Source organism: Hymenobacter crusticola (assembly GCF_002154225.1).
Taxonomy (GTDB): domain Bacteria; phylum Bacteroidota; class Bacteroidia; order Cytophagales; family Hymenobacteraceae; genus Hymenobacter; species Hymenobacter crusticola.
The window spans coordinates 574,092-599,838 of record NZ_MTSE01000003.1; the positions used below are offsets into that span (position 1 = coordinate 574,092).

General features: G+C 58.0%; 19 protein-coding genes. 8 read left to right on the top strand and 11 right to left on the bottom strand.

Features of this window, described 5'->3' with window-relative positions; all coding sequences use genetic code 11:
- The first annotated feature begins 56 nt into the window (after positions 1–56).
- The 7 genes from BXP70_RS08670 to BXP70_RS08695 all read left to right on the top strand — a co-directional run bounded on the left by BXP70_RS08670 (position 57) and on the right by BXP70_RS08695 (position 5,644).
- Entirely contained in the window at positions 57–974 is a 918-nt protein-coding gene (locus BXP70_RS08670; RefSeq protein ID WP_086593634.1) for a GlxA family transcriptional regulator, read from the top strand.
- 107 nt (positions 975–1,081) lie between these two features.
- The gene (locus BXP70_RS08675; protein ID WP_086593635.1) at positions 1,082–1,732 is read left to right on the top strand and encodes an HD domain-containing protein; all 651 of its coding nucleotides are present in this window, start codon (positions 1,082–1,084) and stop codon (positions 1,730–1,732) included.
- 121 nt (positions 1,733–1,853) lie between these two features.
- On the top strand, positions 1,854–2,813 hold the full coding sequence (locus BXP70_RS08680) for a ribonucleoside-diphosphate reductase small subunit (protein WP_086593636.1): 960 nt from the start codon (positions 1,854–1,856) through the stop codon (positions 2,811–2,813).
- A 322-nt stretch (positions 2,814–3,135) separates the two neighbouring features.
- Positions 3,136–4,089: a heme-binding domain-containing protein gene (locus tag BXP70_RS08685; protein WP_086593637.1), complete on the top strand. Its 954-nt coding sequence runs from the start codon at positions 3,136–3,138 to the stop codon at positions 4,087–4,089.
- 5 nt (positions 4,090–4,094) lie between these two features.
- Positions 4,095–4,574 carry a hypothetical protein gene (locus BXP70_RS08690; RefSeq protein ID WP_086593638.1) on the top strand — a complete coding sequence of 160 codons (480 nt, stop codon included), beginning with the start codon at positions 4,095–4,097 and terminating at the stop codon, positions 4,572–4,574.
- A 220-nt stretch (positions 4,575–4,794) separates the two neighbouring features.
- Positions 4,795–4,944, top strand: a complete 150-nt coding sequence (locus BXP70_RS29860; RefSeq protein WP_179197629.1) for a hypothetical protein — start codon at positions 4,795–4,797, stop codon at positions 4,942–4,944.
- 67 nt (positions 4,945–5,011) lie between these two features.
- The gene (locus BXP70_RS08695; RefSeq protein WP_086593639.1) at positions 5,012–5,644 is read left to right on the top strand and encodes a hypothetical protein; all 633 of its coding nucleotides are present in this window, start codon (positions 5,012–5,014) and stop codon (positions 5,642–5,644) included.
- 190 nt (positions 5,645–5,834) lie between these two features.
- Here BXP70_RS08695 and BXP70_RS08700 read toward each other — a convergent pair whose 3' ends face one another.
- The 7 genes from BXP70_RS08700 to BXP70_RS29420 form a co-directional block, all read right to left on the bottom strand.
- Entirely contained in the window at positions 5,835–7,052 is a 1,218-nt protein-coding gene (locus tag BXP70_RS08700; protein ID WP_086593640.1) for a CehA/McbA family metallohydrolase, read from the bottom strand.
- A 56-nt stretch (positions 7,053–7,108) separates the two neighbouring features.
- The gene (locus BXP70_RS08705) at positions 7,109–8,530 is read right to left on the bottom strand and encodes a CehA/McbA family metallohydrolase (protein ID WP_086593641.1); all 1,422 of its coding nucleotides are present in this window, start codon (positions 8,528–8,530) and stop codon (positions 7,109–7,111) included.
- Positions 8,531–8,537: 7 nt separating this feature from the next.
- On the bottom strand, positions 8,538–9,626 hold the full coding sequence (locus BXP70_RS08710; protein ID WP_086593642.1) for a phosphatidylinositol-specific phospholipase C1-like protein: 1,089 nt from the start codon (positions 9,624–9,626) through the stop codon (positions 8,538–8,540).
- A gap of 71 nt (positions 9,627–9,697) precedes the next feature.
- Positions 9,698–11,287, bottom strand: coding sequence for a RagB/SusD family nutrient uptake outer membrane protein (locus tag BXP70_RS08715; RefSeq protein ID WP_218779759.1), 1,590 nt, complete (start codon positions 11,285–11,287; stop codon positions 9,698–9,700).
- A gap of 29 nt (positions 11,288–11,316) precedes the next feature.
- Positions 11,317–14,325: a SusC/RagA family TonB-linked outer membrane protein gene (locus tag BXP70_RS08720; RefSeq protein ID WP_086593643.1), complete on the bottom strand. Its 3,009-nt coding sequence runs from the start codon at positions 14,323–14,325 to the stop codon at positions 11,317–11,319.
- A 456-nt stretch (positions 14,326–14,781) separates the two neighbouring features.
- Positions 14,782–16,440: an alkaline phosphatase PafA gene (gene pafA, locus BXP70_RS08725; RefSeq protein ID WP_179197630.1), complete on the bottom strand. Its 1,659-nt coding sequence runs from the start codon at positions 16,438–16,440 to the stop codon at positions 14,782–14,784.
- Positions 16,441–16,540: 100 nt separating this feature from the next.
- Entirely contained in the window at positions 16,541–17,596 is a 1,056-nt protein-coding gene (locus BXP70_RS29420; RefSeq protein ID WP_143436427.1) for a hypothetical protein, read from the bottom strand.
- A 200-nt stretch (positions 17,597–17,796) separates the two neighbouring features.
- Between BXP70_RS29420 and BXP70_RS08730 the strand changes: the two genes are divergently transcribed.
- Complete coding sequence (locus BXP70_RS08730) at positions 17,797–19,854, top strand: alkaline phosphatase (protein ID WP_086593645.1); 2,058 nt, start codon at positions 17,797–17,799, stop codon at positions 19,852–19,854.
- 782 nt (positions 19,855–20,636) lie between these two features.
- Here BXP70_RS08730 and BXP70_RS08740 read toward each other — a convergent pair.
- The 4 genes from BXP70_RS08740 to BXP70_RS08755 all read right to left on the bottom strand — a co-directional run bounded on the left by BXP70_RS08740 (position 20,637) and on the right by BXP70_RS08755 (position 25,644).
- Positions 20,637–22,370 (bottom strand): alkaline phosphatase D family protein, encoded by a 1,734-nt coding sequence (locus BXP70_RS08740; RefSeq protein ID WP_086593647.1) that lies wholly within the window; start codon positions 22,368–22,370, stop codon positions 20,637–20,639.
- Positions 22,371–22,492: 122 nt separating this feature from the next.
- On the bottom strand, positions 22,493–23,464 hold the full coding sequence (locus tag BXP70_RS08745) for a phosphatidylinositol-specific phospholipase C (protein WP_179197631.1): 972 nt from the start codon (positions 23,462–23,464) through the stop codon (positions 22,493–22,495).
- Positions 23,465–23,606: 142 nt separating this feature from the next.
- The gene (locus tag BXP70_RS08750; RefSeq protein WP_086593648.1) at positions 23,607–24,836 is read right to left on the bottom strand and encodes an alkaline phosphatase; all 1,230 of its coding nucleotides are present in this window, start codon (positions 24,834–24,836) and stop codon (positions 23,607–23,609) included.
- Positions 24,823–25,644, bottom strand: coding sequence for a PI-PLC domain-containing protein (locus BXP70_RS08755; protein ID WP_086593649.1), 822 nt, complete (start codon positions 25,642–25,644; stop codon positions 24,823–24,825). Before BXP70_RS08755 ends, BXP70_RS08750 begins: the two co-directional genes overlap by 14 nt.
- Positions 25,645–25,747 lie beyond the last annotated feature (103 nt).

The following is a 25,747-nucleotide window of genomic DNA, read 5'->3' on the forward strand; positions in this document are numbered from 1 at the left end:
ATTGACCTTGGGTGCAGCGACTGAAGATCGGACATTTGTATCCTCATCGCTCGCTTATGGCCACTATCGTCTTTGTTATCCCTGATCAATGTACCCTGCTGGATTTGGCCGGGCCCGTCCAGGTGTTTGAGGAAGCCCGCGCCCAAGGAGCCCCCGTGGAGCTAGCTTACGTGCAGTACCAAGCGCAGGCGGGCAGTTCGGCCGGGCTGGCGTTTGCGACGGTGCCTCACTTTTCGACGATGATGCTCCACGCCGGTGACTTGGTCCTCGTGCCCGGCCTAGCCGATGCGGCATTGCCGACGACGGCCGATGATTATCCGGAGTTCTACGCTTGGCTGCAGGCCCTGCCCGAGCGGGGGGTAAGACTGTGTTCGGTGTGCACGGGCGCTTTTTTATTGGGCGCAGCGGGCCTGCTAAATGGGCGGTCCTGCACCACCCACTGGCAGCAGGTGGGCGCCTTGCAACAGGCCTTCCCCGAGAGCCGGGTGCTGGCCGACCGGCTCTTTGTGCACGACCGGGGCGTGTACTCCAGCGCCGGCATTGCGGCGGGCATCGACCTAGCGCTGGCCCTCGTCGAAGAGCGTTTTGGGCCCCTCTTGACCTACAAAGTCAGCCGCCGGCTGGTGCTCTATTACCGCCGCAACGGCCTGCACGGGCAAGTGAGCGTGTACCTCGACCATCGCAACCACCTGCACCCCGGCGTGCACCTAGCCCAGGATTACCTGCTCGACCACCTAGCCGAAAACCCGACCCTCGAAGTGCTAGCCGAAGTAGCCAACAGCAGCCCACGTAACCTCACGCGCCTGTTTCGCCAGCACACCGGGCTGACCATCAACGATTTCTCGACCAAAATCCGTACCGAGGCAGCCCGCACGCTCGTGGCTACTTCCAGCCTGACGCGCCAAGCCATTGCCGAGCGCTGCGGCTTCCGCGACCCGCGCCAGCTTCAGCGCCTGCTCGGCCGCGCAGCCTAGGGTAGCGCCCCCTCCTACCCCTCAGCTTACGACCACGCCCTGCTCCACTTACGAGTGGGTTGGCACCTGCTTGCCTTTTCAATTCACCTCATTTTCCTTTTAACCTGATGGCTAAGACCACTTTAACGCACGTCGCTGGCGTGCGCCTGCCCGATTCTGCCCTGGCTCAGCAGGCCACCGAGCTGCTGCTCGACCACGGCACCGAGTTTCTCTACAACCATTCGCTGCGCGTGTTCGTGTACGGCGTGCTGAACGGCGAGCGGGCTAAGGTCAGTTTTGACCCGGAACTGCTCTATGTGAGTGCCGTTTTTCACGACCTAGGCCTGACGAAGCACTATTGCAGCAAGCACAAGCGCTTTGAGGTCGACGGGGCCGACGCGGCGCGCAGCTTCTTGCAGTCGCACGGCATCCCGGCCCACGATGCGCAGGTCGTGTGGGACGCCATTGCCCTGCACACCACCATCGGCGTGGCCGAGTGGAAAGAGCCCGAAGTGGCCCTGCTGTATTCGGGCGTAGGCCTCGACGTGATGGGTGACGGCTACGAGCACCTCTCGGCCGAGCAGCGCCAGGAAGTGCTGGTGGCGTTCCCACGCACGGGCTTCAAAGACAACATCTTACAAACGTTCTTCGGCGGCTTTGCTCACAAGCCCGAAACGACTTTCGGCAACATCAAGGCCGACGTGGCCGAGCGCTTCATCCCCGGCTACACGAGCTCCAATTTCTGCGACCTGGTGCTCAACTCCCCCTGGAGCGAGTAGCGCCACAACCTAGGTAGCGAAGCCGTGGCCACCGCTCAACGCTTGGTCACGGCTTCGACCTTTACTACCCCTATTGCTGGGCTGCCAGCCTAGTAAATATCCCCTTTATATAGCGACCAAAATGGAGCCTCTACTTGCCGAAAACCCCAACCGCTTTGTCCTTTTCCCCATCCAAAACCCGCAGGTGTGGGAGTTCTACAAGAAAGCTGAAGCCTCGTTCTGGGCTGCCGAAGAAATCGACCTAGGCCAGGACCAGCAAGACTGGAACGGCCTGCATGACAATGAGCGCCATTTCATCAAGCATGTGCTAGCTTTCTTCGCGGCCTCCGATGGCATCGTGAATGAAAACCTGGCCATCAACTTCATGCAGGAAGTGCAGATGCCCGAGGCGCGCTGCTTCTATGGCTTCCAGATTATGATGGAAAACATTCACAGTGAGACCTATTCGCTGCTGATTGATACCTACATCAAAGACCCCAAGGAGAAGGACTACCTCTTCAACGCCCTCGAAACGGTGCCCGCCGTGCAGCGCAAAGGCCAGTGGGCCTTGACCTGGATTAACTCCGAGAACTTTGCCGAGCGCCTCATTGCCTTCGCCGCCGTGGAAGGCATCTTCTTCTCGGGCTCGTTCTGCTCCATCTTTTGGCTCAAAAAGCGCGGCTTGATGCCCGGCCTCACGTTCAGCAACGAGCTGATTGCACGCGATGAAGGGCTCCACTGTGACTTTGCCTGCTTGCTTTACAGCTACTTGCAAAACAAATTGCCTGAAGCCCAGGTGCAGGAAATCATCCGCGATGCAGTCCTTATCGAGCAGGAGTTTGTGACGGAGGCGCTGCCCGTGAGCCTCATCGGCATGAATGCGCGCACCATGTCGCAGTACATCGAGTTTGTAGCCGACCGGCTGCTGGTGTCGCTCGGGTGCGCTAAGATTTATAACGCGGCTAACCCCTTCGACTTCATGGAAATGATTTCGGTGCAGGGCAAAACCAACTTCTTCGAGAAGCGCGTGGGCGACTACCAGAAAGCCGGCGTCATGAGCACGCGCGCTGCCAATACCTTCTCGCTCGACGAGGATTTTTAATAGCCACCTAGGGTATTCTTCTGTTATCGGCTTAGCCAGCATCAGCGTCCAAAAAGGACTAGTAAGGCCAGTTCAGAGCCGCATAAGGCCAACTGACCAACGGGGCCTAGCAGCTCCTTACCGCTGTCCGTAAGTTTGACTGTCAAGCAGTTGCAAAGGCGGTCGTATACCATCTAGGTAAAGGAACTGGTAGAAATCCAGCAAGCTGTTGACGTTTTTGAGCAGTACCTCTGCCTGCCCCTAGGCTGCTCTCCCTCTTACCTGGTTAACAGCCATACGCTAGGAACTCTATGTCAAACACCACTTTACCTGCCAGCTTAAGATGAGCGCAGCGGCCAGCTTCCGTCGATTATTGTTGCCCGCCGGCGCTCTGTTTGGGGCTGCCTTCGTGAGCATCCAGTTTATACATCCGCCGCTGGAAAACCCGCCCGTGACGGGCGATTTTCAGGCGCCGGTGGCTGTAAAAAGCATCGTGCAGCGCGCGTGTTACGACTGCCACTCCAACCAAACCAACCTGCGCTGGTTCGATAAAGTCGCGCCCGTGTCCTGGCAGGTCGCCGACCACGTGCAGGAAGGCCGGGCGGGGTTGAATTTTTCCACCTGGCAAAGCCTACCTCCTGCCGATCAGAAAGCGAAGCTCTGGGAGTCGGTCAATCAAATCATTGCGGGGGCCATGCCGCGCACCGACTACACCCTGGTACACCCAGCGGCCAAGCTGTCGGCCCAGGACGTGACCGTGCTCAAGCAGTACGTGGCGAGCCTAGCCAAGAACCCGCCCGCTGATACGGCCAAACGCAACGCGGCCGACCGGCAGTACCGGCACTGGCAACCAACTCAGGCCGTGCCTGCCACTGTTCCCGTCGCACCCAACGGCATCGCCTACCTGCCCGACTACAAAAACTGGCAGGCCATCAGCACCACCGAGCGTTTTGACAACGGCACGATGCGCGTGGTATTTGGCAACGCGGTGGCCGTCAAAGCCATTCGCGACAAGCACATCAACCCCTGGCCCAACGGCACGGCCTTCGCCAAAGTGGCCTGGGACCAGCTAGCCGATGCCCAGGGCAACGTGCGCCCCGGCGCCTTCAAGCAGGTAGAATACATGCTCAAGGATGACCAGAAGTACGCCGCTACTAAAGGCTGGGGCTGGGCGCGATTCAAAACGCCGGAGCTGGTGCCCTACGGCAAAGACGCCCTCTTCACCACCGAGTGCATTCATTGCCACCAGCCGATGAAGAACAACGACTTCGTATTTACCCAACCCCTCAAGCACTAGCCCGCATGCAAGTCCCGACCATCGCCCTCGTGGGCCTGCTGGCATTGAGCGCCTGTAGCCAGCCACAGGTGCCAGCCGGCCAACTCAACGAAGCCGCCTCGTTACCTGCCTCCTTCGATTTCAATAAGCTAGACCTACGGGTTCTTTCCACATTCGTCAACCGCCGGCAGGCTACCACGGCTACCTTGTACGGCAACGACTTAGCCCGCCAAGCTGCCCTAGGGGGCACCAGCGCCGCGCAGCCGGGCGAAGTTCTAGCCCTGGTCACCTGGCGGCAGCAAGCCGACCCCAACTGGTTTGGGGCCCGCATTCCCGGCGCACTACAATCGCTCGAACTGCTGCGCATAGAGCCGGGAGCTGCCGGCCACCCTGCCGTGACGTACCAATGCTTCACGGGTAAAGCCCTGACCCTGCGGGCCGACACCTTGCACCAGCAGGAACGGATTGCCTACTTGCTAGCGCAAAAACCGGCAGTACTGCCATAAGCGCTTCGCTGTCCTGCTAAATATTTGGGGATAGAGAAAGCAGTAGCCTTGTGCTGCGCCTGCTTTCAGCCTAGCATTATGCCCAAAACAATGGGCAGTACAATTGAACTTTCAGCAACACTTTTTGGCCTTTTTGCGATGATTCGGCCTTACGGGTCCAGGTAATTTTGTGCTGTTCAAACGCCATGCATCAACAGTGCTAACCCAACCGATGAAGAATATGGCAGCAACCCTGGCTGCATCGGCTTTGCTAAGCACCAGCGCATTCGCGCAAACCTTTACCCTGATAAGCCCGGAGCTCGGTGGGCAGCTCACCAACAAGCAATTCTTCGACGGCTCAGGTATCTACGTAAAGCGTGAGGCGCCGTAACTAGCGCCGTTGATTGTCCTGCCTTTTAGCGCTACTTTGCTGCTCCTTTTCCCACCCCGCATTCACGATGAGGCAGCTATTGGCTTGGAAGCAACATATAGGGCTACAACTCGCCGTTATTTATACGCGCTACTTACTTGGGGGCACTTTCGTGTTTGCCAGTGTGGTAAAGATCAAAGGCCAACGCTTCACGATGGTACCGGGAGCGGGGTCTCCTTTTCATAGCCCGCAGCACTTCTTCGAGACGATGTACCAATCGGGGCTGTATTGGCAGTTTCTGGGCGTCGCTCAGCTGGTGGCCGGCTTGCTGCTCATGACCCAGCGCTACGCCTTGCTGGGTGCGCTGCTGTTCTTGCCTGTTATAGCCAACATTTACGTGATTACGATTTCGTACGCGTTTGGCTATACCCACGTCATTACCGGAGCCATGCTGCTGGCCACCCTAGGGCTCCTCGTCTGGGACTGGAACAGACTGCGCGTCGTGGTCAATCAACCTGTGCTTAGCCTGCCGGCTGCCGCCGTTTCTGAACACAGCGTGTGGGAGGTGGTGGGCCTAGTGCTTTTTCTGTACACAGCGGGTTATCGGGCGCTTACAGACCACTACAATATCCTGCTCTGGTTCGGGGTCTGCGTAGGGGTAGGAGCGCTCGGGCTCGTCACTTTCTGGGTGTTACACCGCCCCTTGAAAAACACGACCTAGCAAGCCTTCCCCAAGCGAAAGCACAAGAAGCTAGCCCTGATTGCTGGCTGCAATCAGCGGCTCAAGCCTCCATCATCATCAAACCCGGCGTGCCGTACCAAGTTGGTTTTCACTAAACTTCGTCCTTAGCGCTTGCCTTTCAGTGTAGTTCGTGCTGCCACTGCGCACGTATTTTGGTGCGCAGCCGTGATCAAAAATTTGGGTCGAAATTGAAGTAGATCGGGTTCGAAAGGCCCACCATGTTGCCGCTTAGCGCGGCTGATTCGGGAACCTGCGGGTAGGCCGTTGGTGGCCCTTCGACTACAACCCGGTAGTAGGTCCGGCCATCGGTTGCGGGCGTATCCGTGAACTCGGCAGTGGGCGTCGGGCCGGTTGCGGGGAAGGTACCGAGCTTACCGCCATTCTTCACCACGCTGACTGTATAAGCCCCTTCGGAAACGGTGTTGCCGGTTAACTGCACCCGGAACTTGACGGCCTGGCCCGTGGCCTTGGTGTTGTCGCCCATCATCATGTCCATGGTGCCATCTTGGTCGAGGTCGGCGTAGAACTCGACCCGCGGGGCAAAGGGGTTTGTGCTAACCGAAACCCGCCCGTTCGTGAGGGCATCGACTACAGCTTGCGACGTACGGGCGGTGGCAAACACCCAAGTCGTTGGGGTACCCACGTAGTTTGCCTTCGCTTGCTTGCTGTTCTCCGTTGTTTTGTCGGGGGTGTCGGGGACGCCATGATGCGCGTCGCTACCGCCCCGGCCCGTCAGCTTGCGCCCCGAGGAGAGCATATCGTCCCAAATCATGATGGCATTCGCGTTGTTCGCCCACAGCACTGAATTCCACACTTCCAGCGATTCGAGCATGTCATAAGAATAGCCGAAATGGTCTTTCCCGCTCGGATGGTTGGCCGACAGGTGAATACCTAGGTCTTTCTTCACGGCGCCAATTGCTACGTCGCGCTGATCGCGCACATCATACAACCGCTGATGATCATAGGGCTTGGCGGAGAACACATTGCCGTGGCCGCGCGTGGTGGTCCATTCGGCGCCGTACAGCAGCAGCACCGCATCGGAGGTGAACTCCGGATCAGCCCAGGTATGATGCGCGACGTCGCCCTTGACGTGGTTGTCGTGGTCGGTGATGCAGAGATAATCGATACCAACCGCCTTGGAAAAGGCGATGATCTTGGCAATAGGGTTGTTGGTCGACTCCGTGCTATGCCGGGAATGCACATGCAAGTCGCCCTTGAGCCACACGCCTTGGGTGAGGCTGGCAATAGGCAGCGGGGCACCCACCGCAGCGGGGCGCTTGGTCGATTGACTTAGCACGGCAGGGCTGCGGCAGCTGGTCATACTCATCAGGCTGGCCGTCCAGGCGATGCCCAGCAGCAGGGATAGGTTTCGGGTGTTCTTAAACATGGTGTTATGAAGGCGAGTAACCGCCCGTACTTCGTTTGGGCTTGCCTGCGGCCAAGCTAGGTCAGCCAGATAGGATTTGTGAGGGCAATCATGTCGCCCTGCGGCGTGCGTACTTCCACCCGCACGTACTTGGTGGCACCGGCTTTGATAATCCAGCGCAGCACGGCCGTACTGCCCGTGGCCACTTTCTTGGGCGCTACTTCGCCCTTATCGCCGTGCAGCGTAACGACTCCGGCCGGCGCATTCCGGAGGGAAACCGTGAGCTGCACGTCCTGGCCGGCCGCCGGCAACTTGTCTCCGATTTCTGCCGTTGCTCGGCCGGCTTTGGCCGTCAGGGCTAGGGTAATAGCCTGATCGGCCACGAGGTAGGCTTTGCCCGCCCTGAGTCCTTGCATGATACCGCTCCGCGACAAACTCTTGGCTTTCACCACCGTTTGCGGCCGGCCCAGCTGGTTGGGGGAAGGCGCCGCGGTGTGCGTATCGCTGTCGGCCACGGCGAGCTTGGCGGTACCGGCCCGCAAGAGGCCGTCCCACCAGCGCAGGGCTAGCTCATCTAGGTTGTCCCACTTGCCATTCCACACTTCTATGCCATCAAATGCCCGCACGTCGAAGCCGAAGCCATTGGTGCTATCCTTCGTGTAGAAAGCGTGGTTGATAATGGCCAGGCCACTGTCGGCGTGCACCTGCGCGAGGTACTTCGTCACGACCTGCTGTTGGGGCGTGTAGCGCCAGTCGATGAGCGTGGTGGCACCTAGGCCAAGGGCATTCCAGTGGCCGAACGCCGTGGTCGTGACTTCCTCCCCGTTGATGATGAGCAGGTCTTTGGGCGCGTACTTGCCCCAACCTAGGTTGGCGCTGTTGGTGTTGTGCTCCGTTGAAATGATGAAATCCAGCTTCTGGGCCACGGCTTCATTTACCAGCTCCTGCTGGGTGCGCTTGCCGTCGGAGTGGAGCGTGTGCATATGCAAGTCGCCACGGTACCAGCCGGGTCGGTTGTTTACTGCGGCCGGCGCGAACTGCGGCTGGTAAGGCGGCTTGTCGGCGCCCGGCACCAACGACACGGCGAGCTCCCAATCAATTCCCGCGGGCAAAATGGTGGAGGGATAAATCAAGATGTACCAAGTGCCGGGCTTAATCTTGCCCGGTATGTAGCCCGTGGAGGCCTCCTGGGCGTTGAGGAAAAACTCCGTTTTGGCCCCGCCCGACCAGCCCCGAAACCCGGCCGTGTTGCCTAGCGCGTGCCCTTCCGGCCCGTAGATACCTAGGTTCAAGACGTTTTTGCCTTGCTGCGAGTACGTTTCCTTCACCCGCAGCGCTGCCGTGCCGGCTGGCACGTCGATGGGCACGTACACCAGCTTAAACAAGCTATCGGCCGGGATGTGGCCTTTCTTCGTGATGGTAAGGGATTGCGCGGCCGCCCCGCGGGCCAACGCCAGACCTAGGAAACCCGCTAACAGACAGTGCACTACGGTTCGCATGCTCTGCCTATTGCTGTTTGCCAGCGCTGTTTTTCTCAAATACCGGGTCTACTCGCATGTACTTGCCGCCCGGAAAGCTCACCGCGTAGTCGGATTTGAAGTGGGTGCTTTTGCGGTAGAAATCGGTGCTGATGATTTGGGCGCCAGATTGCATGGCCGCCTCAAAGCTACTTTTGTCGTTGCGGCGTGCCTCCTGCGTGTCGCTGTCGGCGCGCGTGCGGATGATATAGCCCTTCTGCACCAGCGCCCGGATGGCGGCCTGCTCTTGCTTGGCGTTGTTGAGGATATGGATAGCGGCCTCGGGCGTGCCGGGCGCCGAATTGGTGAAGAGCACGCGGCCCTTCAAGGAGGGGTGCCCGGTGATGTAAGCAGCTCTTTTCTCCCCCACTTCATCCAAAATGAACACGTACTTGCCCCGCGCCTGTTTGAGCGTGGGCCAGTTCTGGTGCAGCACGGCACTTTCCAGGGTGGCGTACTTGCCCCGGACCTGGTCGGGCATCAGCACGTACTCCCGCCCTAGGTTGTCCAAAATTTCCTGGTCGAGCTGGTCGAATACGGCGGCGGTGAACGGCTCCGGCACCGTGAAGCCTGGCTTGTTGATGGGCTCACTCTTGGCGTTCATGGTGATGTACACGGGCGGATGATCGGGGTGCGCTACCGACCAGCGCTTGAGCTCCTGCAAGCACAGCTTAAACGTGGGGCAGTTGCTGCGAAAGTCAATATCCTGAATGTGAAACACTTTAAAGCCCGGCTGCTTCATCACGCCCTCTGCATCGTAGGGCGGTTGGCCGGGCGCCCAATCGAGGCCTTTGGGGTGAGCATACTTCCCTCCTTGCGCGTCGGCGTACACGTCAATTTCCAGGTTGCCTAGCCCCAGCGCCAACTGCTCCGTCAGCGACACGTGGCTGTAGTCGATCCGGCTCATGCTCGCCGAATCGCTTTTCTGCAAGAGGCTGAACAGCTTAGGATCAATGGGCTGCTTGTAGCTGTTGTGGGAGCCAATCACCTGCATCTTATTGATGGTCAACTCATCTTCTTTGGAAGAGGAAACAAAAGAGGACAGTGCAAGTAGCCCGAAAAGCGACAGAACCTTCATTTTTTGGTTGAGTAAATTCTAGAATCATAATTAGAAAGAAAGCTAGGTCCTAGACCTAGCTTTCTGCCTTCTTAATAGCCTTCGTTTTGCTTCAGATTTGGGTTTAGCTTCAGCTCGTTGGTGGGCACAGGGTACAGGCGGCGAGACGTGCTTTTATCCATTTTCAGAAAATCATTGGGCAGCGGATACTCCACCTCAAATTGCCCGAACCGGATTAGGTCGTTGCGGCGCCAGCCTTCCCAGTACAGCTCCCTGGCCCGCTCGTCTAGTATTCCATTCAGACTGATGGCCCCGGCGGTTTGCGCCCCGGCGCGCGTCCGGATCTTGTTGACCAGCACCAAGGGCGTTTGCAGTTCGCCGTTCACCGTGGTGGCCGTGGCCCCGCGCAGAATGGCTTCCGCTTTCATCAGCATCACGTCGGCGAGGCGAAACACAGGCACGTCGTTGCTGTTCAGGCGCGTAGACTGGATGATGGTGGGGTCCGGGTAGAATTTGATGGAGCGCACGCCTTGGGCTTGGCTAGCTTGGGTGTTGCCTAGGTCCATGGGCTTGGGCGGCACCAGCGTCAGCACCGGATTGATGACGACTTGGTTGGTTGTGCCGGGATAGTAGAGCGGTTGCGAGGTGAAGCCGCCGTTGCCGTCGGGCGCAAACTGGGGGCCCGAAAGCCAGGTCTTGGTGCGGAAGTCACCGGGCAGGTTGAAGCGGTTGTAGAACTCGGGCGTGCTGCTCATGGCAATGCTCAGGCCCACGTTGAAGCCGTAGGCCTGCGTGATGTAGTAGAAGAAACCGAAGCGCGTGAACTGGTTGCCAGGAATCTGCTGGTCGTACGGAATCGCGAAGATCGTCTCGTTGATCTGCGGGCCGTTGTTGGGCAGGAAAATGTCGCGGTAGCGCGCGTCGAGGCTGTAGTTGCGGTTGCTCTGCACGCTATCGGCCATGCGCACCACGTCGGGGTAGCGCGGCGTGCCCACGTACACTTCCGAGTTGAGGTACATCTTGGCCAGCAGCGCAAACACCATCCCTTTGGTCGGGCGGCCATACTGCTGGGTGTTGGTCGCCAGGGAGTTCGTTTTGGCGGGCAGCAGCTGCACCACGTCCAGCAACTCCGTTTCGATGAACTTGTAAACCTCCGCCCGCTGCTGGGTGGCCGGCGGATCGTTCACGGGGTACTCCGTCACGATGGGCACGTTGCCGTACAGGTCCATCAAAAAGTAATAGTACAGGGCCCGCATGGCCCGGATTTCGGCCACCCTCGCATTCAGCTCAGTGGCGTTGAATCCGAAATTGTTCGTGATGGGCAGCAGGCGGTTGCAGGTCAGGATGCCGCTGTAGGCCCACTGCCAGATGCCGAGCACGTTGGGGTGGTCGGGCGTCCAGGTGTGGTAGTGCAGCTGCCGGTACTGTCCGCCGTCGTCGAAGTTGCCGTCGCGGGCCGGGATGATGGCCTCATCGGTCGCTAGCTCCTGCATGCGCCAGTAGGGCACCGCGTAGCTCGACGACAAGTTGGCGTAAATGGCGCCCACCGACGCATTGTAGTCCGATAGGGTTTTCGGGAAATTGGCTTCTACAAATTGCGACTCGACGGGCACGTCTAACTCGCAGGAGCTGCTGACGAGCGCCAGCAAGCTTCCCATGAAAAGCAATACTTTATTTTTCATACAACCTAGGTTCAGCAAGCAGCGAGTTTTTAGAACGAAGCGTTCAAGCCCAGAATAAACGTCCGGGTTTTCGGGTAGAAATTATTATTGTCGATACCCGGCGTCAAGCCACCAATATTTATTTCGGGGTCGATGCCACGATATTTTGTGAGCAGGAAAATATTATTTCCCGTCACGTACAGGCGAATTGCTTTTACGCTTTGCACCTTGGGCTTAATGGTGTAGCCAAGCGTGGCGTTATCCAAGCGTAAATAAGAGCCGCTTTCCAAAAAACGGTCGGATATTAAATAACCGTTGATGTCATTGAACGACTCGCCCAGGGTAAACCTAGGTATATTTTGAAATTTGGAATCGGCCGGATTATTCAGCGAAGCGAGAGTTGCATTCAGAATTTTATTGCCCGTTACGCCGCGTACCAAGAAATTCAAATCGAAGCCTTTAAAGCTGAAGCTGTTGTTCCAGCCATAAATTAAGGTGGGCTGGGCGCTGCCCGCGTAGCGCTGGTCGGTGGTGAGCGGCTGGGTGGCCGTGATGGAGCCGTCGGCCTTCTGGTAGGTGCTCACCCCGGCCTCGTTCTTCCCGATGTAGTGCCACAGCAGGAAGGTGCCGAGCGGCGACCCAGGCTGCACGATCTGGCTGTAGTTACCCGACTGCCCTTTGCCCCCGAGCTGCGCCGTTTGGATGTAGGGAATGGTAAACTGCCCCGACGACAGGTTGTCGATGTTGTTTTTGTTGTGCGAGAAGTTGAGCGAAGAAGTCCAGCGGAAACTACCTGTCTGAACCGGCACCACGTTCAGGGCCACCTCAATGCCTTTGTTGGTCATGCGGCCCACGTTGGCGGTGTAGGTGGTGTACTGAAACTGCGTGGACGACACCGGCAGCGCGTCGTTGATTAAGTCGCTGGTTTTCTTGATGTAGTAATCCACCGAGCCACTCACCCGGTTATTGAGCAGGCCAAAATCGACGCCGATGTTGGTGGTGGCGGTGCTTTCCCACTTCAAGTTGGGGTTTTCGTTGCGCACGGCGTTTACCACGTTGGCGATGGTGCCGTTGTTCAGGTACTTGCTGCTGCCGGGCGGCGTGCCGTAGATGAGCAGGGCCGAAAAGGCATCGAAGCCCTGGCTGTTGCCCGATACGCCGTAACCCGCCCGTAGTTTTAAGTCGGTGAAGGCCGACAGATCTTGCATGAACTTCTCGTTGATCAGGCGCCAACCCACGGCCACCGTCGGGAAGTAGCCGTAGCGGTTATTCACCCCGAACGCCGACGAACCATCTCGCCGAATCGAGGCCTGGGCTAGGTACCGGTCGCCATATTGGTACTGCACGCGGCCGTACTGCGAGATCAGGCGGAGCGTGGAAATGGGGTTGTTGGTGAAGGCAACCTGCGACAGCGAAGCCGGGTTCGACAGGTATAAGTTGTTGTAGCTGAGCGCGTCGTTGGCAAAGTTCTGGGTTGTGATGCCAAACCCGTCGTTGGTGCGGTCCTGCTGGTAGGAGTAGCCGGCTAGCAGCTTAATGCTGTGCTTACCTAGGTCGCGGTCGTAGTTGAAGTACGACTCCAGCACGTCGTTCACCGTCATGTACTGGTTGCGGCGGGCCACCCCACCGAGGTTTACCGCCAGGCCCGACTTGCTGTTGAGGTAGCTGCTGAAGTTGTTCTGGGTCTTCTGCGTGGAGCCCGATAGCGTGAACTTCAAGCCCTTGAGAATGTCGACCTGAACGAGCCCGTTGATCAAGGTTTTGTTGTCCTTGGTTACGTACGTGTTGTTATCAACGAGCGAGAGGGGGTTCAGGGGGCCACTGCCCGTGCGGGTGTAGTTTTCCTTGTAGGTGCCATCGGGGTTGAAGGGGCTCACCGTGGGCAAGTAAAACAGCATCCCGGCCAGCACGTTCGTCTGCGGAATGTCATTCTGGTTGGTGGTGCTGTTGATGAAGTTGAGACCTAGCTTCAGGCGGTTGTTGAAGAAGCGCTGGTTGAGGTAGCCCCGGATGATGATGCGCTCCAAGGAAGTACGGCGCAGAATACCGTTGTTCTTCAGGTAGTTGGCGCTGGCGCCGTAGTCGGTGTTGTTGGCGGCGGCCCCAAACGACAGGTTATGGTTCATGGAGTAGCTGGTGCGCTGCACGAGGTCCTGCCAGTCTGTGTTCGAGCCGTCGTCGTCGGTGGGGTTGGCCAGCGGCTTCACGTTGTTGTCGGCCAGGTACTTGCGCAGCTCATCCCCGCTCAGCACATCAATCTGCTTGGATACTTTCTCCACCGCGCCGTAGGCACTGTAGGTGAGCCTAGTTTGTCCGGCTTTCGACTTTTTGGTCGTGATGATAATAACGCCGTTCGCGGCCCGAGCCCCGTAAATAGCCGTGGAGGAAGCATCTTTCAGCACCTCGATGCTGGCAATATCGTCGGGGGCTAGCAGGTCAATGGAAGCGCCTGGTACCCCGTCGATTACGTAAAAAGGCTCGGTCACGCCTCCGTTCACCGTGCGGATGGTAGAGGGGCCGCGCAGCACCACTGACGGGCGCTGGTTGGGGTCGCCGCTCTTGGTTATGTTCAGGCCAGCAACCTTCCCCTGAAGCAGTTGGGCCGGGGTCGTGAGCACGCCCTGGTTGAAATCTTCCGACTTTATCGTCGTCACGGAGCCGGTGATGTCCTGGCGGGTGGAGGTGCCGTAGCCAATCACGACGACGTCGCTGAGCTGCTTGGCATCGCCGGCCAGGGCCACGTTGATCACCGTCTGGTTGCCAACGGTCACTTCTTTCGCGACGGTACCGATGGCAGAAAACACCAGCACGTCCGCCGGAGTGTTTACGGCGATGCTGTACGCGCCGTCGCCTCCGGCGGCTACCGCCTTGTTGGAGTCTTTCAGGCGCACGGTGGCGCCGGGCAGCGGCGCATTTTTGTCGTCGGTTACCGTGCCTTTTACCAGTTGCTGTGCATAGGCACTAGTCGACAAAGTCAGCAACACCAGCCATACTAGTAGCCGCTGGTGCAACTTCTTCGAGACAATTGTCGAACGTTGAGTGGGGTAGTGTTTTTTCATTGGCTTTTGCCTAGTATTTTTAATACTGGTGCAAAGCAATGACCTAGCTATTACCTAAATATTAATGACATATTATCAATCTGATTTAATTGATAAATAATTTAATTATTCCTGCAACTGTATAATTTATCACAGCAGATACCATCAAGGTAGAGGGTTTTTATAAACTTAATTAGCAAACTAGAGAGCATCATGAATTACAATTAGTTGAATTAATTATTAATTCAACTACCACTGTGCAGTTACTCTGATTAATTATGTGCTATGCCCTATACTATTTATCGCGCTGAGTCGGCCGACGCATCTCTAGCGCTTCGTTGAACTTCACCGCCAACCTTCTCCAAGAGAGAAGAAGTTAGATGCGTCGGCCGGCTCAGCATGACGTCCTCGAAGCCTTTTCAGTAAAAGAACCTGCCTAGCTATATGCCGTTCTGCTCGTTGCAGCTAGGCAGCCGCTTACTTCCGCCGCTTTTTGGGCGCTGCTGTACTGAGCACTTCCACAATGGGCTGACCCGTGCAGGCACTTGGGAGCTTGCTATTGACCAGCATGGCCGCCGTGGGAGCAATGTCGGTGATGGCGTGGTACTGATAGCTGACGCCGGGCGTGACGCCAGCCCCAAACCACAGCAAAGGGACGTGGCTATCGTAGGCGTAGGCCGAACCGTGGCCCGCTCCTACGCCCATATCCCAGCCCCAGCCAGGCTCCAGCTCGTAGCGCACATCACCGAAACGCTTGTAGTAGAGGCCATTTTGCAGCTTGGTTTCGAGGTAGGTTGAGTAGCTATTTTCCAGCAGCTGCGTGGTGGTATTGGCCTGAGCAACCCCTTCTTGGTCACGGAGAAAATCAGCTAGCAATTGCTGCACCCGGCCTAGCTCCAGCTTCCGCCGCGCAATAAGCGGGCGGTTGAGGTAGTACATATTGCCGCGTTCTACCTCAATCCATTGGTCGGGACCTAGCTGCTCGTTTAGGTAAGCGGCGGCCTTTTGGTTGAGCGTAGTGTGCGACTGGGCACCGCTTGGCGCGTGGTGCTCCGCCAAATAGTTGGGCACTTCCGTGGCGCCATGGTCGGCCGTTAAGAAGATGGTGTAGTTGCCTTTGCCCACCGTCTTGTCGAGTGCCTGTAGCAGGCGCGCAATCTCGAGGTCCAGGCGCAGGTACAAGTCGTTTTCTTCCTTGGAAAGCGGGCCAAAGGTGTGCCCCACGGCATCTGGGCTGGAATAGCTCAGGGCCAGCAAATCCGGCACGTCGTCCCGACCTAGGTCGGTGTGCGCCAGGGCCGCCAGGGTGAGGTCCGTCAGCAAGGTGTTGCCGAAGGGCGAAGCATAGACGGTTTCGTACGCCGGTGGGTTCAGGGGTGCTAGCTTGGCTAGGTCGTAGGGAAACGTAGCGGCCGTCTTGCCCTTGAAAATCCGCTCGTAGTTATTAGAATCGGCTACGCTGTTCTGGTAGGCTTGCGCGGCGCGCAGGGGCGTCCAGGTTTGCTGGCGGTAGAAGTCAGGTTTCTTTTGGGCGTTGAACTCGCGCACCCAGGCCGGCAACTCGGGCATGTAGTACGTGCTGGAAATGAAGTTGCCGGTACTGACGTCGAACCAGAAGGCCCCATCGGCCATGTGCCCGGCTGGCAGCGCCGAGGCCCGATCTTTCAGCGACAACGCTAGTACGTTGCTGCGCCCGTTCGACACCATCTTCATCTCGTCGCCGAGAGTGGTACTGAGCTGGTTGCGCGCCGATACGCCCATGCCCTTCGGCGTGCCCACGAGCTGCACAGTGGTATCGTCGGTGCAGTACACGTCGCGGTGCAGGCGCCGGTCGTACCAGGAGTTGCCGATGATGCCGTGATAACGGGGCGTGGTGCCCGTGTACACGGAGCTGTGGCCGGGACCCGTCACCGTCGGCACGTAGTTGTAGTGGGTGTTGCGGCACTGAAACCCTTCCCGCAGCAGACGCTTAAAGCCATCCTCCCCAAACTGGTCGTTGAAGCGCGTGAGATAGTCGGGCCGCATTTGGTCGACCATAATTCCCACGATGAGCTTCGGGGTCTGACGGCTTTGGGCTACTCCTAATGTATTGGCAGAAAATAAAACAACGGCGGCAAGCAGGGACTTTCGGAACATAAGGCAATACAAGCTGACCCTAGCGCGGACAAGCGCTGAGCGTCCTGCGGAACGTGAGGAAAGAACAGATTCTCTGCCTAGTGAGAAGCTAGGCAGCTCATCACTTTTGAGCGCGAAGCGTCGGCGCCGCTTTCGGCGGCAGGAGATGGTGGAATGCCTTGGCCGTCCAGACCGATACTTCACCGGCGCTTGCCAACCACACCCGCTGCTTCTCATCTACCCGAATCAGTTGAGCAGAAGATGCTTTGGGCGTGCCAGCAACGGACGATGGCAGCGGCACCAGCAACTGCTTGGGCGCCACCTGGTCGGTGGTGGGCTCCAGGCTTTCGAAGTGGCCGGCGGGCTCAGCGGGTAACAGCAGCAGGCCCATGGCCGTGGCAAATACATGTCCTAGCCCATTTAGGTACGCCACGCTATATACCTCATTGCCAGGCTTACCGATAAATGTGACGGTAGGCAGATGCTCGGCGGCTTGCTGCTGAGCATCGCCGGAAAACACACTGATGCCGGCCGACATAAACACCCACAGGTTGCCTTTGGTATCGAGCAAAAGCTTTTCCACGATGTTGTCGGGAATCTCGTGGTTGGCAACGCCCTCTTCGTTGTAGCGCGTCCACTGCTGGCGGTGCCAGCGGTTCAAGCCGATGTTCGTTCCGATCCACACGGAGCTGTCGGCCGTAGCCAAGCCAGTGTTGACGGACGGAATGCTAAGCTCTTTGCGCACAGCTCCTTGCGCGTAGCAAAACGCCCCTTCGCCGGCGGCACCTAGCCACACGCTGCCCGTGGCATCCTGGAAGAGCGTGGTAATGCTTGCGTCGGGGGCTGAGGTGGGTAGCGTCTGCGAACGGGCCTTGAAGTGGTGCGTGTTCAAGCGCATGGCCCCGCGCTGGGTACCTAGCCAAAGCACCGTATCGGTGCTTACTGCGCACTGAATGGGTGCCGTACTTTGATACTTGCGAACAAACTGCTTGTGCTCAAGCCGAAACACGCTTTGCTGGGTTACCAGATAGGTGTCCTTCTTCTGCTGGAGTAGCGCAACTGGCTTTTCGTTGCCCGCGACGGGGTAACGGGTTTGGGCACGCAGGGGTAGGCTTCCCGCGAGTAGCAGCAGCCCCACCCGCAAGGCTCGGAGTGATTGACGTAATCGTGGCATCATGCAGTGCGCGAACAGACGTTCCCCTCTTTTCCGCAAAGGTAAGCACCTAGCTTGCCAGCGAGTTGTCATGTTTATGTTAACAAACTTACCAGGATAGTGCCAATCGTTAACAAATGCGTAACCCGCCCATAACTCCTTAGTTATAGTAGGCCGTCAAATTTGGTAGTCAAAACTTACCCCTCATCACACTACCAAATCACATGAAAATCAAACCTTTACTTATTAATTGCCTCCTGTTCGTCGCGGGGTGCTCGCCGGCGGTTGCGCAGTCGTCTACGGCCAACAACGTCATCATCTACATCGGTGATGGATTTGGCCTAGCCCCCAAAACGGCGACTCGCATGGCCCTAGGCCAAGGCAAAGACGGTAAGCGTTTTACCTCCGATGCCGGCTTTCAGGTGCTCGCCCTCGACAAGCTTAAGTACAACGCCACAGTGACGACCCACTCGCTGAACTCCTGGATTACGGACTCGGCGCCCGGCGCTTCGGTGTACGCCTGCGGCAAAAATGGCAAGCAAGACAACGAGGTCATTGCCCTGAACCCCGCGAATGGGCAGGCCATCGAGACGATTCTGGAGGCAGCCAAAAAACAAGGCTACGCGGTAGGGTTAGTCTCGACGGCCCGCATCACGCACGCAACGCCGGCCGCCTTCGCCAGCCACATCTGGTTCCGCGACCTAGAAGACTACATTGCGGCACAGTACATTGCCTCCACGCAGGCGCAATACGAGGCCATCTTCAACGCTAGCCCAACGGCTAGCTACCGCTACAACGCTACCCGCGACTGGCAGTTGCCCACCCCCAAAGTGGGCGTGGAGCTAGACGTGCTGCTGGGGGGCGGTGCGCGCCACTTCCTGCCCCGCACCGCCGCCAGCCCTTACAAAGCGGTGGTGGATGCCGCGGGCAACCCTATTACGAACGGCGGCACGGCCGTGGCACTCAGCGGCACCCGCGCCGACAATGTCGATTTGGTTGACTACGCCGTGCAGCAGCGCAACTATAAGTACGTCAACAGCCGCGACGCGCTCAACAACCTAGATCTGTCGCAATTTGGCCCTGGCGGCAAGAAGCTGCTCGGCCTGTTCAATGCGTCGCACGCTAGCTACGAGCAGGACCGCCAGACCAGCGCCGCCTGGGAGCCATCACTAGCTGAAATGACGAAAATGGCCATCCAGGTGTTGCAGGCCAAAAGCAACGGCAAAGGCTTTTTCCTGATGGTAGAGGCCGGGCGCATCGACCACCTAGAGCACTCCAACACGGGCGGCATCTCGGTAGTCGCCGGCACGGGCGCCACCAACCAGTTTGTGGTAGATGCCGACCGGCCCACCTACGTAGGCACCGGCGACGCGGGCGTAGCGGCCACCCCTAGCTCGCCGCGCACCACCAACGTGTACGGCTCCGACTACATGATCAAGGAAGTACTGGCCTTTGATTATGCCGTAGCCGAGGGCCGCGCTTTGCTGGCTACCCCCGCCGGCGGCCGCACGCTGCTGCTTTCGACCTCCGACCACGAATGCGGCGGCTTTGCCGTAACGGGCCTACACGACGAGGCCAACGCCAGCGGCACGGGCACCAAAATCCGCACCTACGCCGGCCAGATCACGAAGTCCGTGGCGGCTGAAGCAGGCTACGCTACCCCCACCAACCTCGTGCGCGGCGACGGCGGCGCCAACGGCTGGTTTCCGGAGTACGTGATGACTAGCTTCCAGGGCAAGGATTATCCGACCCCGGCCTCCCCTACCGGTAAGCGCATTGTAGTGTCGTATGCCTCCAACCCGCTCACCAATGGCAACGGCACCGCGCAGTCGGGCACGGCGGGCAACCACACGCCCCAGGACATCTGGGTGGGCGCCGACGATAACACCGGCACGCACGCGCAGCAGCTGGTTGGCCGCGGGTTACTCGACAACACGGCCCTGACGCCACTCATGGCTGACTTCCTGAAGCTGACGGACTTCGGCACGCCCCTAGGGGTGCGGGCAGGCGCCCAAACGCAAGCGGATACCCAACTGGCATTGTTCCCGGTACCGTTCAACGATAAGTTCAGTGTTTCCTTCGAGGTGAAGCAGCCCGCGCCCGTGAGCGTAGAGCTATTCACCGAAACGGGCCAGAAAGTACAGACGGTGGTCGGGGAGCGAGCCTATAAGACCGGTACCCACTCAGTAGCCATCGACGGTACGCACCTGAAAGCGGGCCTCTACATCGCTACGGTCACCATCAATGGTCAGGTAGTTTCTAAACGGACAATCAAGCTCTAATGCCTGGAGCAGGTTGGCCCTTCTCAAAAGGAGCGACACTCGTGTCGCTCCTTTTTTGTTTGCCTATTCTACGGAGCAATTGATCAGGTATTCAAGCACAAGCTAGCTCTTATACAGCCTTGGTAGGCAGGCCTATGCAATACTAAAACACCCCGTCAGCCCGTGGCACCTAGCCCTGCGCTTCCCTAGTCAACTAGCGAGAAAACGCGGAGCTAGGTAGTAAATCGGGCCGCTCGGGCAAGGATGCTCATCGCATCATGAGGCGCGTTGCGCGCCGGCTTAGCGCACGTCTAAGTACTGATTTAGCAGTAGCAGTAGCAGCCCGCGGCCTTCTTTAATCTGACAGGTTTCTAGCCCACTGTTACTAATCTGGATTAATGGATCCACTAAGCGCAGCAGCCGTAGCCACTCACTTACGGGCACTTGTGAAAATGCCCCTTCGGGAAAGACGGTCCACCGCAGAGCATATACCAAAGAACATTGCGTAGGACAAGGAAAGGTAAGGAAGCGTTTGGCGAGCGTAGGCACGGGAAATGACGACTTTAACAACAAGCGCAGCGCGCTAAATACTACGCTGCGCAGCAAACCGGCATCAAAGGTAACTGGGCACAACAGGTGAGCTTATCTACCAAAAGTTATCATTCCATTATGCTCGTGTAGCCACTCTCGTAAGTTGCTGACGCCTAAATAAAACAGCCCAGCATGCTGATGAAATCAGGGCATGCTGGGCTGTCCGACAAAAAGCATTACGGTTTCGCCCCGCGGAGCTACTATGCTCTGCGCTAGGCCTCGCTCACGACTTTACCGGTGGTTGTGGTCGTACTTTCGGCCGTGATGCTAGCCACGTAGCGCCACTGCGAGGTAGCAGTAGTCGCCGTGAATTCAGCCAGCACGTAGCCCCGCTGAGAAGCATCGAGGTAGTTGAGGTCATTGATCAGCAGCTGATTGGATTGGGCAAAGCTCTGGGCCGCGGCCGTGTTGCCTCCAAACAGGGCCTCGAAGCCCGGCGACGTGACGGAAGAGCAGGCAAACTCAGCCCCTACTTTGCGGCCGCTGGCATCAGTTAGGTCGTTGTACCAGGCATTGTGCGTATCCCCGGCTATAGAAATCAACTTCTTGCCGGTAGCCGCCGCGTAGAGCTTCTCGCGCTCGGCGGGGTAGCCATCCCAGGCATCTAGGTTGTAAGGCAGCACCGTCTCGACGCGGGCGCGCTCAGCGGGTGTCACCGTGGGGTCGCCCTGCTGAAGCCGGATCTTGATGGCGATCAGTGCCGTAGCGAGGGCCGTGTACTGAGCGAGGAGTGCCGGCGTAGCACCACCAGAAGCAAGCTGAGCCACGAGAGCCAACAACTCGGCCGGGAGGTACATCTTGCCCATCAATACCTGCGAACCAAGCACTTGCCACTTGGCGGAGCTGCTAGCCAAAGCGGAAGCTAGCCAGGCGCGCTGCTCTGTGCCGAGCATGCTGCGATTCGGGTTGAGCCAAGCCGCGGCGAAGGCAGCCGCGTTAAACACGTTGCCGGATCCGTAGTAGTCGGCATAATCGAGCTGCTTGTCGCGCCCCAGCAAGCGGGTGTCCAGCATGAGCAGGTTGGCCAAACCACCTAGGTCGAAGCGGCGGAAAATCTTGTCTTTGCTTGCCACGCGCGCGGGCAGGTACTCGTGCCACGCTTGCTGGGCGTTCTGCTTGCGCTGCGAGAAACTTCCCTCGTTGGGTTGGTGATTTTCGGCCCCGTCGATGTAGGCATTATTGGCGAGTTCGTGGTCGTCCCACACGCAAATGAACGGCTTGAGCTGGTGCGCTTTCTGGAGCTGTTTGTCGCTGCGATATTGCTTATAGCGGATGCGATAATCCTGCAAGCTAATTACTTCCACCGTCGGCAAATGGCCCCGGTTCAGCGCCGCCGTAGCAGGATTGGCGCCGTACTCTCCGCGCCCGTACTCGTAGATGTAGTCCCCTAGGTGCACTACCACATCCGCCTCCGACTCAGCCACGGCGCCGTACACATTGAACAGGCCCGTCTGGTAGTTAGCGCACGAAACGACCGCCAGCTTGACGCTGCTCACCTGCCCAGCCGCCGGCAAGGTAAGTGTTTCGCCCACCACCGATTTTACCTGGCTCAGTTCGTTCTGGAAGCGGTAGAAGTACTTTTTATTGGGCGTCAGCCCGGTCACGTCGACGCTGAGCGTGTAGTCGTTCGCGGCGGAAGCCGATAAGCTGCCGCTTTTAAGCACCGGCGAAAATGCCCTGTTTTCAGCCACTTCCCACCGGATGGCAGCATCGCCGGCCTCCGTAAGCAGCGGCGTGTAGCGCGACCAGAGAATGACGCTGCTTTGCGACGGATCGAAGCTCGCTACGCCTTCCAAGAAGCCAAAGGAACCTGGCAAGCCGGGCAGGTCGCCATCGTCGTCGCAGCTGGTTAGGACGGTGGGCAGCAGCGCGACACTGCCGGAAAGCAGCGCCGTGTTTTTAAGGAACGCCCGACGGTTTAATTTCTTAGTATTTTTCTCCGACATACCAGGACTATTTAGTTTAGTCCGACTAAGGTAGAAGGAGCATATTATCTGTTGGTTACGCCTAAGTTATCCTATTGCTTAACTCTTAAGTAAATAGGTAATAATTTAAAATGATACTTGCGCTAATAATTTGTTTTCACAATTAAATTACTGCGATTAGCATCAGCAAAATCCATCGGCACGATGCCATAATGACCAGTCGTTTGCGCGCCGAAGAAGGTAGAAAGCCGCGAATTAATATCGTTGGCAACCGTGTTAATATTTGGGATGCCGAATAGGCCCGGCTTGTAGCCGCTGGCGTAGTTAATGTACAGGCGGCCGGGGGCGGCGGCCTTGGCGGCGCTGAACAGCTGGGTCATGGCCGTCCACTTCGCCGCGTTGTCCGACACTTTGTACTGGTCCTGCACGCGCAGCGTGGCCGCGGCCGTGTTGATGTCGAAGGTGGTGTTGTCGAGCCAGGCGGTGGCGTCGATGCCCTTGGGCGTAGCGGCCGCGCTGAAGCGACGGAGCAGCACAATCTTGCCGCGCACCTGGCTCAGGGCCGGCACCGAGGCACCTAGGTACCACTTATCGGGGTTTTCGCGCAGGTACGTGTCCAGCGTCTGCTCGAAGGTGCGGGTGTTGTTGCTGGGCGTGTGTTCCTCCTTGATTGACATGATGATACACTCCGTGGGGTTGGCATTCAGGAACGCCAAGCAAGCGTTGCGCACATCAGCGAAGTTCAGGTTTTGGTAGATGGCGCCGTGGTGAATGGCAAAGCCGTTGTCGATGTGGCGGCAGCGCACATCCAGGAAGCGCACGCCCGCGTTGAGCTGCTGGGCGATGGTCAGGTTTTGGCACTTAGCCGTACCCGAAACCGGCTCATACAGCGCCCCCGAATCGTGGGTGCCCGGGATGCTGAGCTGCGACAACGACACCGTCGAGCTGACGGAGCTCATCCAGTTGGTCAGGCTATACGCCACGGCATCGTGCGTACTGTCTGCGCTACCTAGGACTGAATTTTCTGGCTGCATACCATCCTGCTTTTCACAGGAGGAAAATAACAAAACGCCCGCGCAAGCAAGCGCCATCAAGGGGTTAAAAGTTACGCGCATACAAAATAGTTTAAGGTATGATGGTGATAATAGATTTGCGCAAATATCTAGGTAGTGATTATTTGTACAACGTAATTGTTGTTATCAAACTATAAAGTATTTTGTGTTGCTGTCTACTATAAGTATAACAACCAACTTATTATTACTGCGTTTTTTGCTCTGGCCAGCCAAGCGCTTTCTTTATTCGATAATAGATATCGGTATTTTCATACATACCGGTAAATAATTCGCTGCTGTTACCATAGGCAAATACCGGCACCATCACGGCCGAATGCTTATTGGTGGCGAACTTGGCCACTACTTTCTTCTCTGGAATACCCCCATCAATGATGCTGTAGCCGCCGGTTTCGTGGTCGGCCGTTACGATGACGAGGGTTTCGCCGTTGGCGGCCGCAAACCGGAAGGCCTTCCCTACTTGTTGGTCGAAGTCGAGGACTTCTTGCACGTTTTGGGTCGTGTTGTTGAAGTGGCCGGCGTCGTCGATCTGTGAGCCTTCAATCATCAGGAAGAAGCCCTGCTTGTTTTTGCTCAGCACCTCCAGGGCCTTATCGACGCCTAGGTTCATGTAGGCGGCTGTGCGCTCGGCTATGGCGGGCGGACCGGTGTCGGCGAGCAGGGCCACGGCTTTCGGGCTAGTAATGGAGGGTACGGCCGCTGGCGAAGTAACTACTTGGTAGCCTTTTGCTTCCCACTGCTTCAGCAGGTTCACGTGGTCTTGGCGCTGGGCGAAGAACTTGAGGCCGCCGGCGTACATAAAGTCGATGGGTGCGTCGAGGTACTTGGCGGCAATGGCTTCGGGCTGGTTGCGGTCGGGGTGCGTCACGGCAAAACAGGCGGGCGTGGCGTCGGGCAGCTCACAAGCTACCACGAGGCCCGTGGATTTGCCATGCTCCCGCGCATCCCACATGATGGAGCGAAACTGGTGCCCCAGCGAATCCATGCCGATGGCGCCGTTGTAAGTTTTGTGCCCCGTCGCCATGGCCGTGGCGCTGGCCGCCGAATCGGTGATTTTGCCGTACTGGTTGTGGGTGATAGAAAAGCCCGTGGCCTGGGCCTGCTGCATAAACAGCTTGCCTTGATTGGCAATGAGCCCGCCCGTTACCTGCGTCGGCCCCATCCCATCCCCGATCATCAGGATGATGTTCTTGAGCGGCTTCTTGGGCCCGCTATACGGCGCCAAGGGCGGCACTTGGTAGGCAGTGGGCGCTTGGTATTCTGTCTTGTACAAGGGTACGGGCGCGGCGGGGCTAGGATCGGGCGTGTGCTTGATGGCCTCAATGACGGCGCTCCGGGAGGGCGCGGCCGACCTAGGTGACGAACAAGCCCATAAGCCGCCGAGCAGCAAGCCCAGGGCTAGGTTAGCTTTTTGCATGGGTATCAATGGTTTTCTTTAGCTCGGCTAGCTCATCGGCGCCCACCAGCACGGCGGGGTAGCGCAGCAATTCGCGCCATATGGCTTGCAGGTGAGCGGGGTTCTTGGCGGGTAAGTTCCAGAAGCGAATCTTCTGGCCGTTGCGCAAGGCTAGGTCGTTCCACTGGCGCAGGCGAGCGGCTTCGGCGGCGGGTATCGGGCCTTCGCCGTTCCATTTGAAAGACTGTTGCCAGTCGCCGTTCACCGCCGGGAATTGCTTGGAGCTAGCGCCCGCTTGCAAGTCCTGCAACGACCCATCAAGGTACACGAGGCGCTGCGCATCGGCTAGCACTTCCTGGCGCGGGTAGCCACCGCTCAAAATCACCTTCACGCCGCCTTGCCGCGGCTGTTTGGGCGTGGAAAGAATAGCCTGGTAGCGAGCCAGCACGCGTTGCAGCTGGGCGTAAGTGCCTGGGCCGTCGTTCTTAAAATCGATGTACAGCCACAGTTCCGCGGGCTTGGTGTACAACGTCTTCTTAGCGCGCAACACCTGGCGCATGGGCTCCAGATACATAGCTTGCAGCGTCTTCTCGGGCCGCAACGAGGCTCGGTCGTGGCCAACTTGCAAGGTGGTATCTACTAAGAACACATCCGCTTCCACGCTTTTAAAACCTAGCTGCAAGGCGTCAGTGAGCGGGTGCGGGCGCCAGTAGTCATTGTGGGAGTGGCCTTGCTCCAAGGGCGGCGCTAGGGTGACGGTTGTTTGGGCCTGGGTGCTGGCGGCGCTCAGCAGCAGAATAGCGAGGGTGGCGCGGATGGTTTTGGTCATAAGCGTAATGAAGTTTGAACGATGTAGAAACGCAATACTTTGCGTCTCCTCGTTGCTGACGTTGTTTACCTTGCGTGATTCAGAATCGAATTATTCTGATGCC

Coding starts and splice junctions, on each gene's coding strand:
- BXP70_RS08705 (WP_086593641.1), bottom strand. CDS start 8,530: ATGCGAACCGTAGTGCACTGTCTGTTAGCGGGTTTCCTAGGTCTGGCG.
- BXP70_RS08720 (WP_086593643.1), bottom strand. CDS start 14,325: ATGAAAAAACACTACCCCACTCAACGTTCGACAATTGTCTCGAAGAAG.
- BXP70_RS08675 (WP_086593635.1), top strand. CDS start 1,082: ATGGCTAAGACCACTTTAACGCACGTCGCTGGCGTGCGCCTGCCCGAT.
- BXP70_RS08685 (WP_086593637.1), top strand. CDS start 3,136: ATGAGCGCAGCGGCCAGCTTCCGTCGATTATTGTTGCCCGCCGGCGCT.
- BXP70_RS08700 (WP_086593640.1), bottom strand. CDS start 7,052: ATGTTTAAGAACACCCGAAACCTATCCCTGCTGCTGGGCATCGCCTGG.
- BXP70_RS08695 (WP_086593639.1), top strand. CDS start 5,012: ATGAGGCAGCTATTGGCTTGGAAGCAACATATAGGGCTACAACTCGCC.
- BXP70_RS08750 (WP_086593648.1), bottom strand. CDS start 24,836: ATGCAAAAAGCTAACCTAGCCCTGGGCTTGCTGCTCGGCGGCTTATGG.
- BXP70_RS08730 (WP_086593645.1), top strand. CDS start 17,797: ATGAAAATCAAACCTTTACTTATTAATTGCCTCCTGTTCGTCGCGGGG.
- BXP70_RS08680 (WP_086593636.1), top strand. CDS start 1,854: ATGGAGCCTCTACTTGCCGAAAACCCCAACCGCTTTGTCCTTTTCCCC.
- BXP70_RS08690 (WP_086593638.1), top strand. CDS start 4,095: ATGCAAGTCCCGACCATCGCCCTCGTGGGCCTGCTGGCATTGAGCGCC.
- BXP70_RS08755 (WP_086593649.1), bottom strand. CDS start 25,644: ATGACCAAAACCATCCGCGCCACCCTCGCTATTCTGCTGCTGAGCGCC.
- BXP70_RS29860 (WP_179197629.1), top strand. CDS start 4,795: ATGGCAGCAACCCTGGCTGCATCGGCTTTGCTAAGCACCAGCGCATTC.
- BXP70_RS08710 (WP_086593642.1), bottom strand. CDS start 9,626: ATGAAGGTTCTGTCGCTTTTCGGGCTACTTGCACTGTCCTCTTTTGTT.
- BXP70_RS08740 (WP_086593647.1), bottom strand. CDS start 22,370: ATGTCGGAGAAAAATACTAAGAAATTAAACCGTCGGGCGTTCCTTAAA.
- BXP70_RS08670 (WP_086593634.1), top strand. CDS start 57: ATGGCCACTATCGTCTTTGTTATCCCTGATCAATGTACCCTGCTGGAT.
- BXP70_RS08715 (WP_218779759.1), bottom strand. CDS start 11,287: ATGAAAAATAAAGTATTGCTTTTCATGGGAAGCTTGCTGGCGCTCGTC.
- pafA (WP_179197630.1), bottom strand. CDS start 16,440: ATGTTCCGAAAGTCCCTGCTTGCCGCCGTTGTTTTATTTTCTGCCAAT.
- BXP70_RS08745 (WP_179197631.1), bottom strand. CDS start 23,464: ATGCGCGTAACTTTTAACCCCTTGATGGCGCTTGCTTGCGCGGGCGTT.
- BXP70_RS29420 (WP_143436427.1), bottom strand. CDS start 17,596: ATGATGCCACGATTACGTCAATCACTCCGAGCCTTGCGGGTGGGGCTG.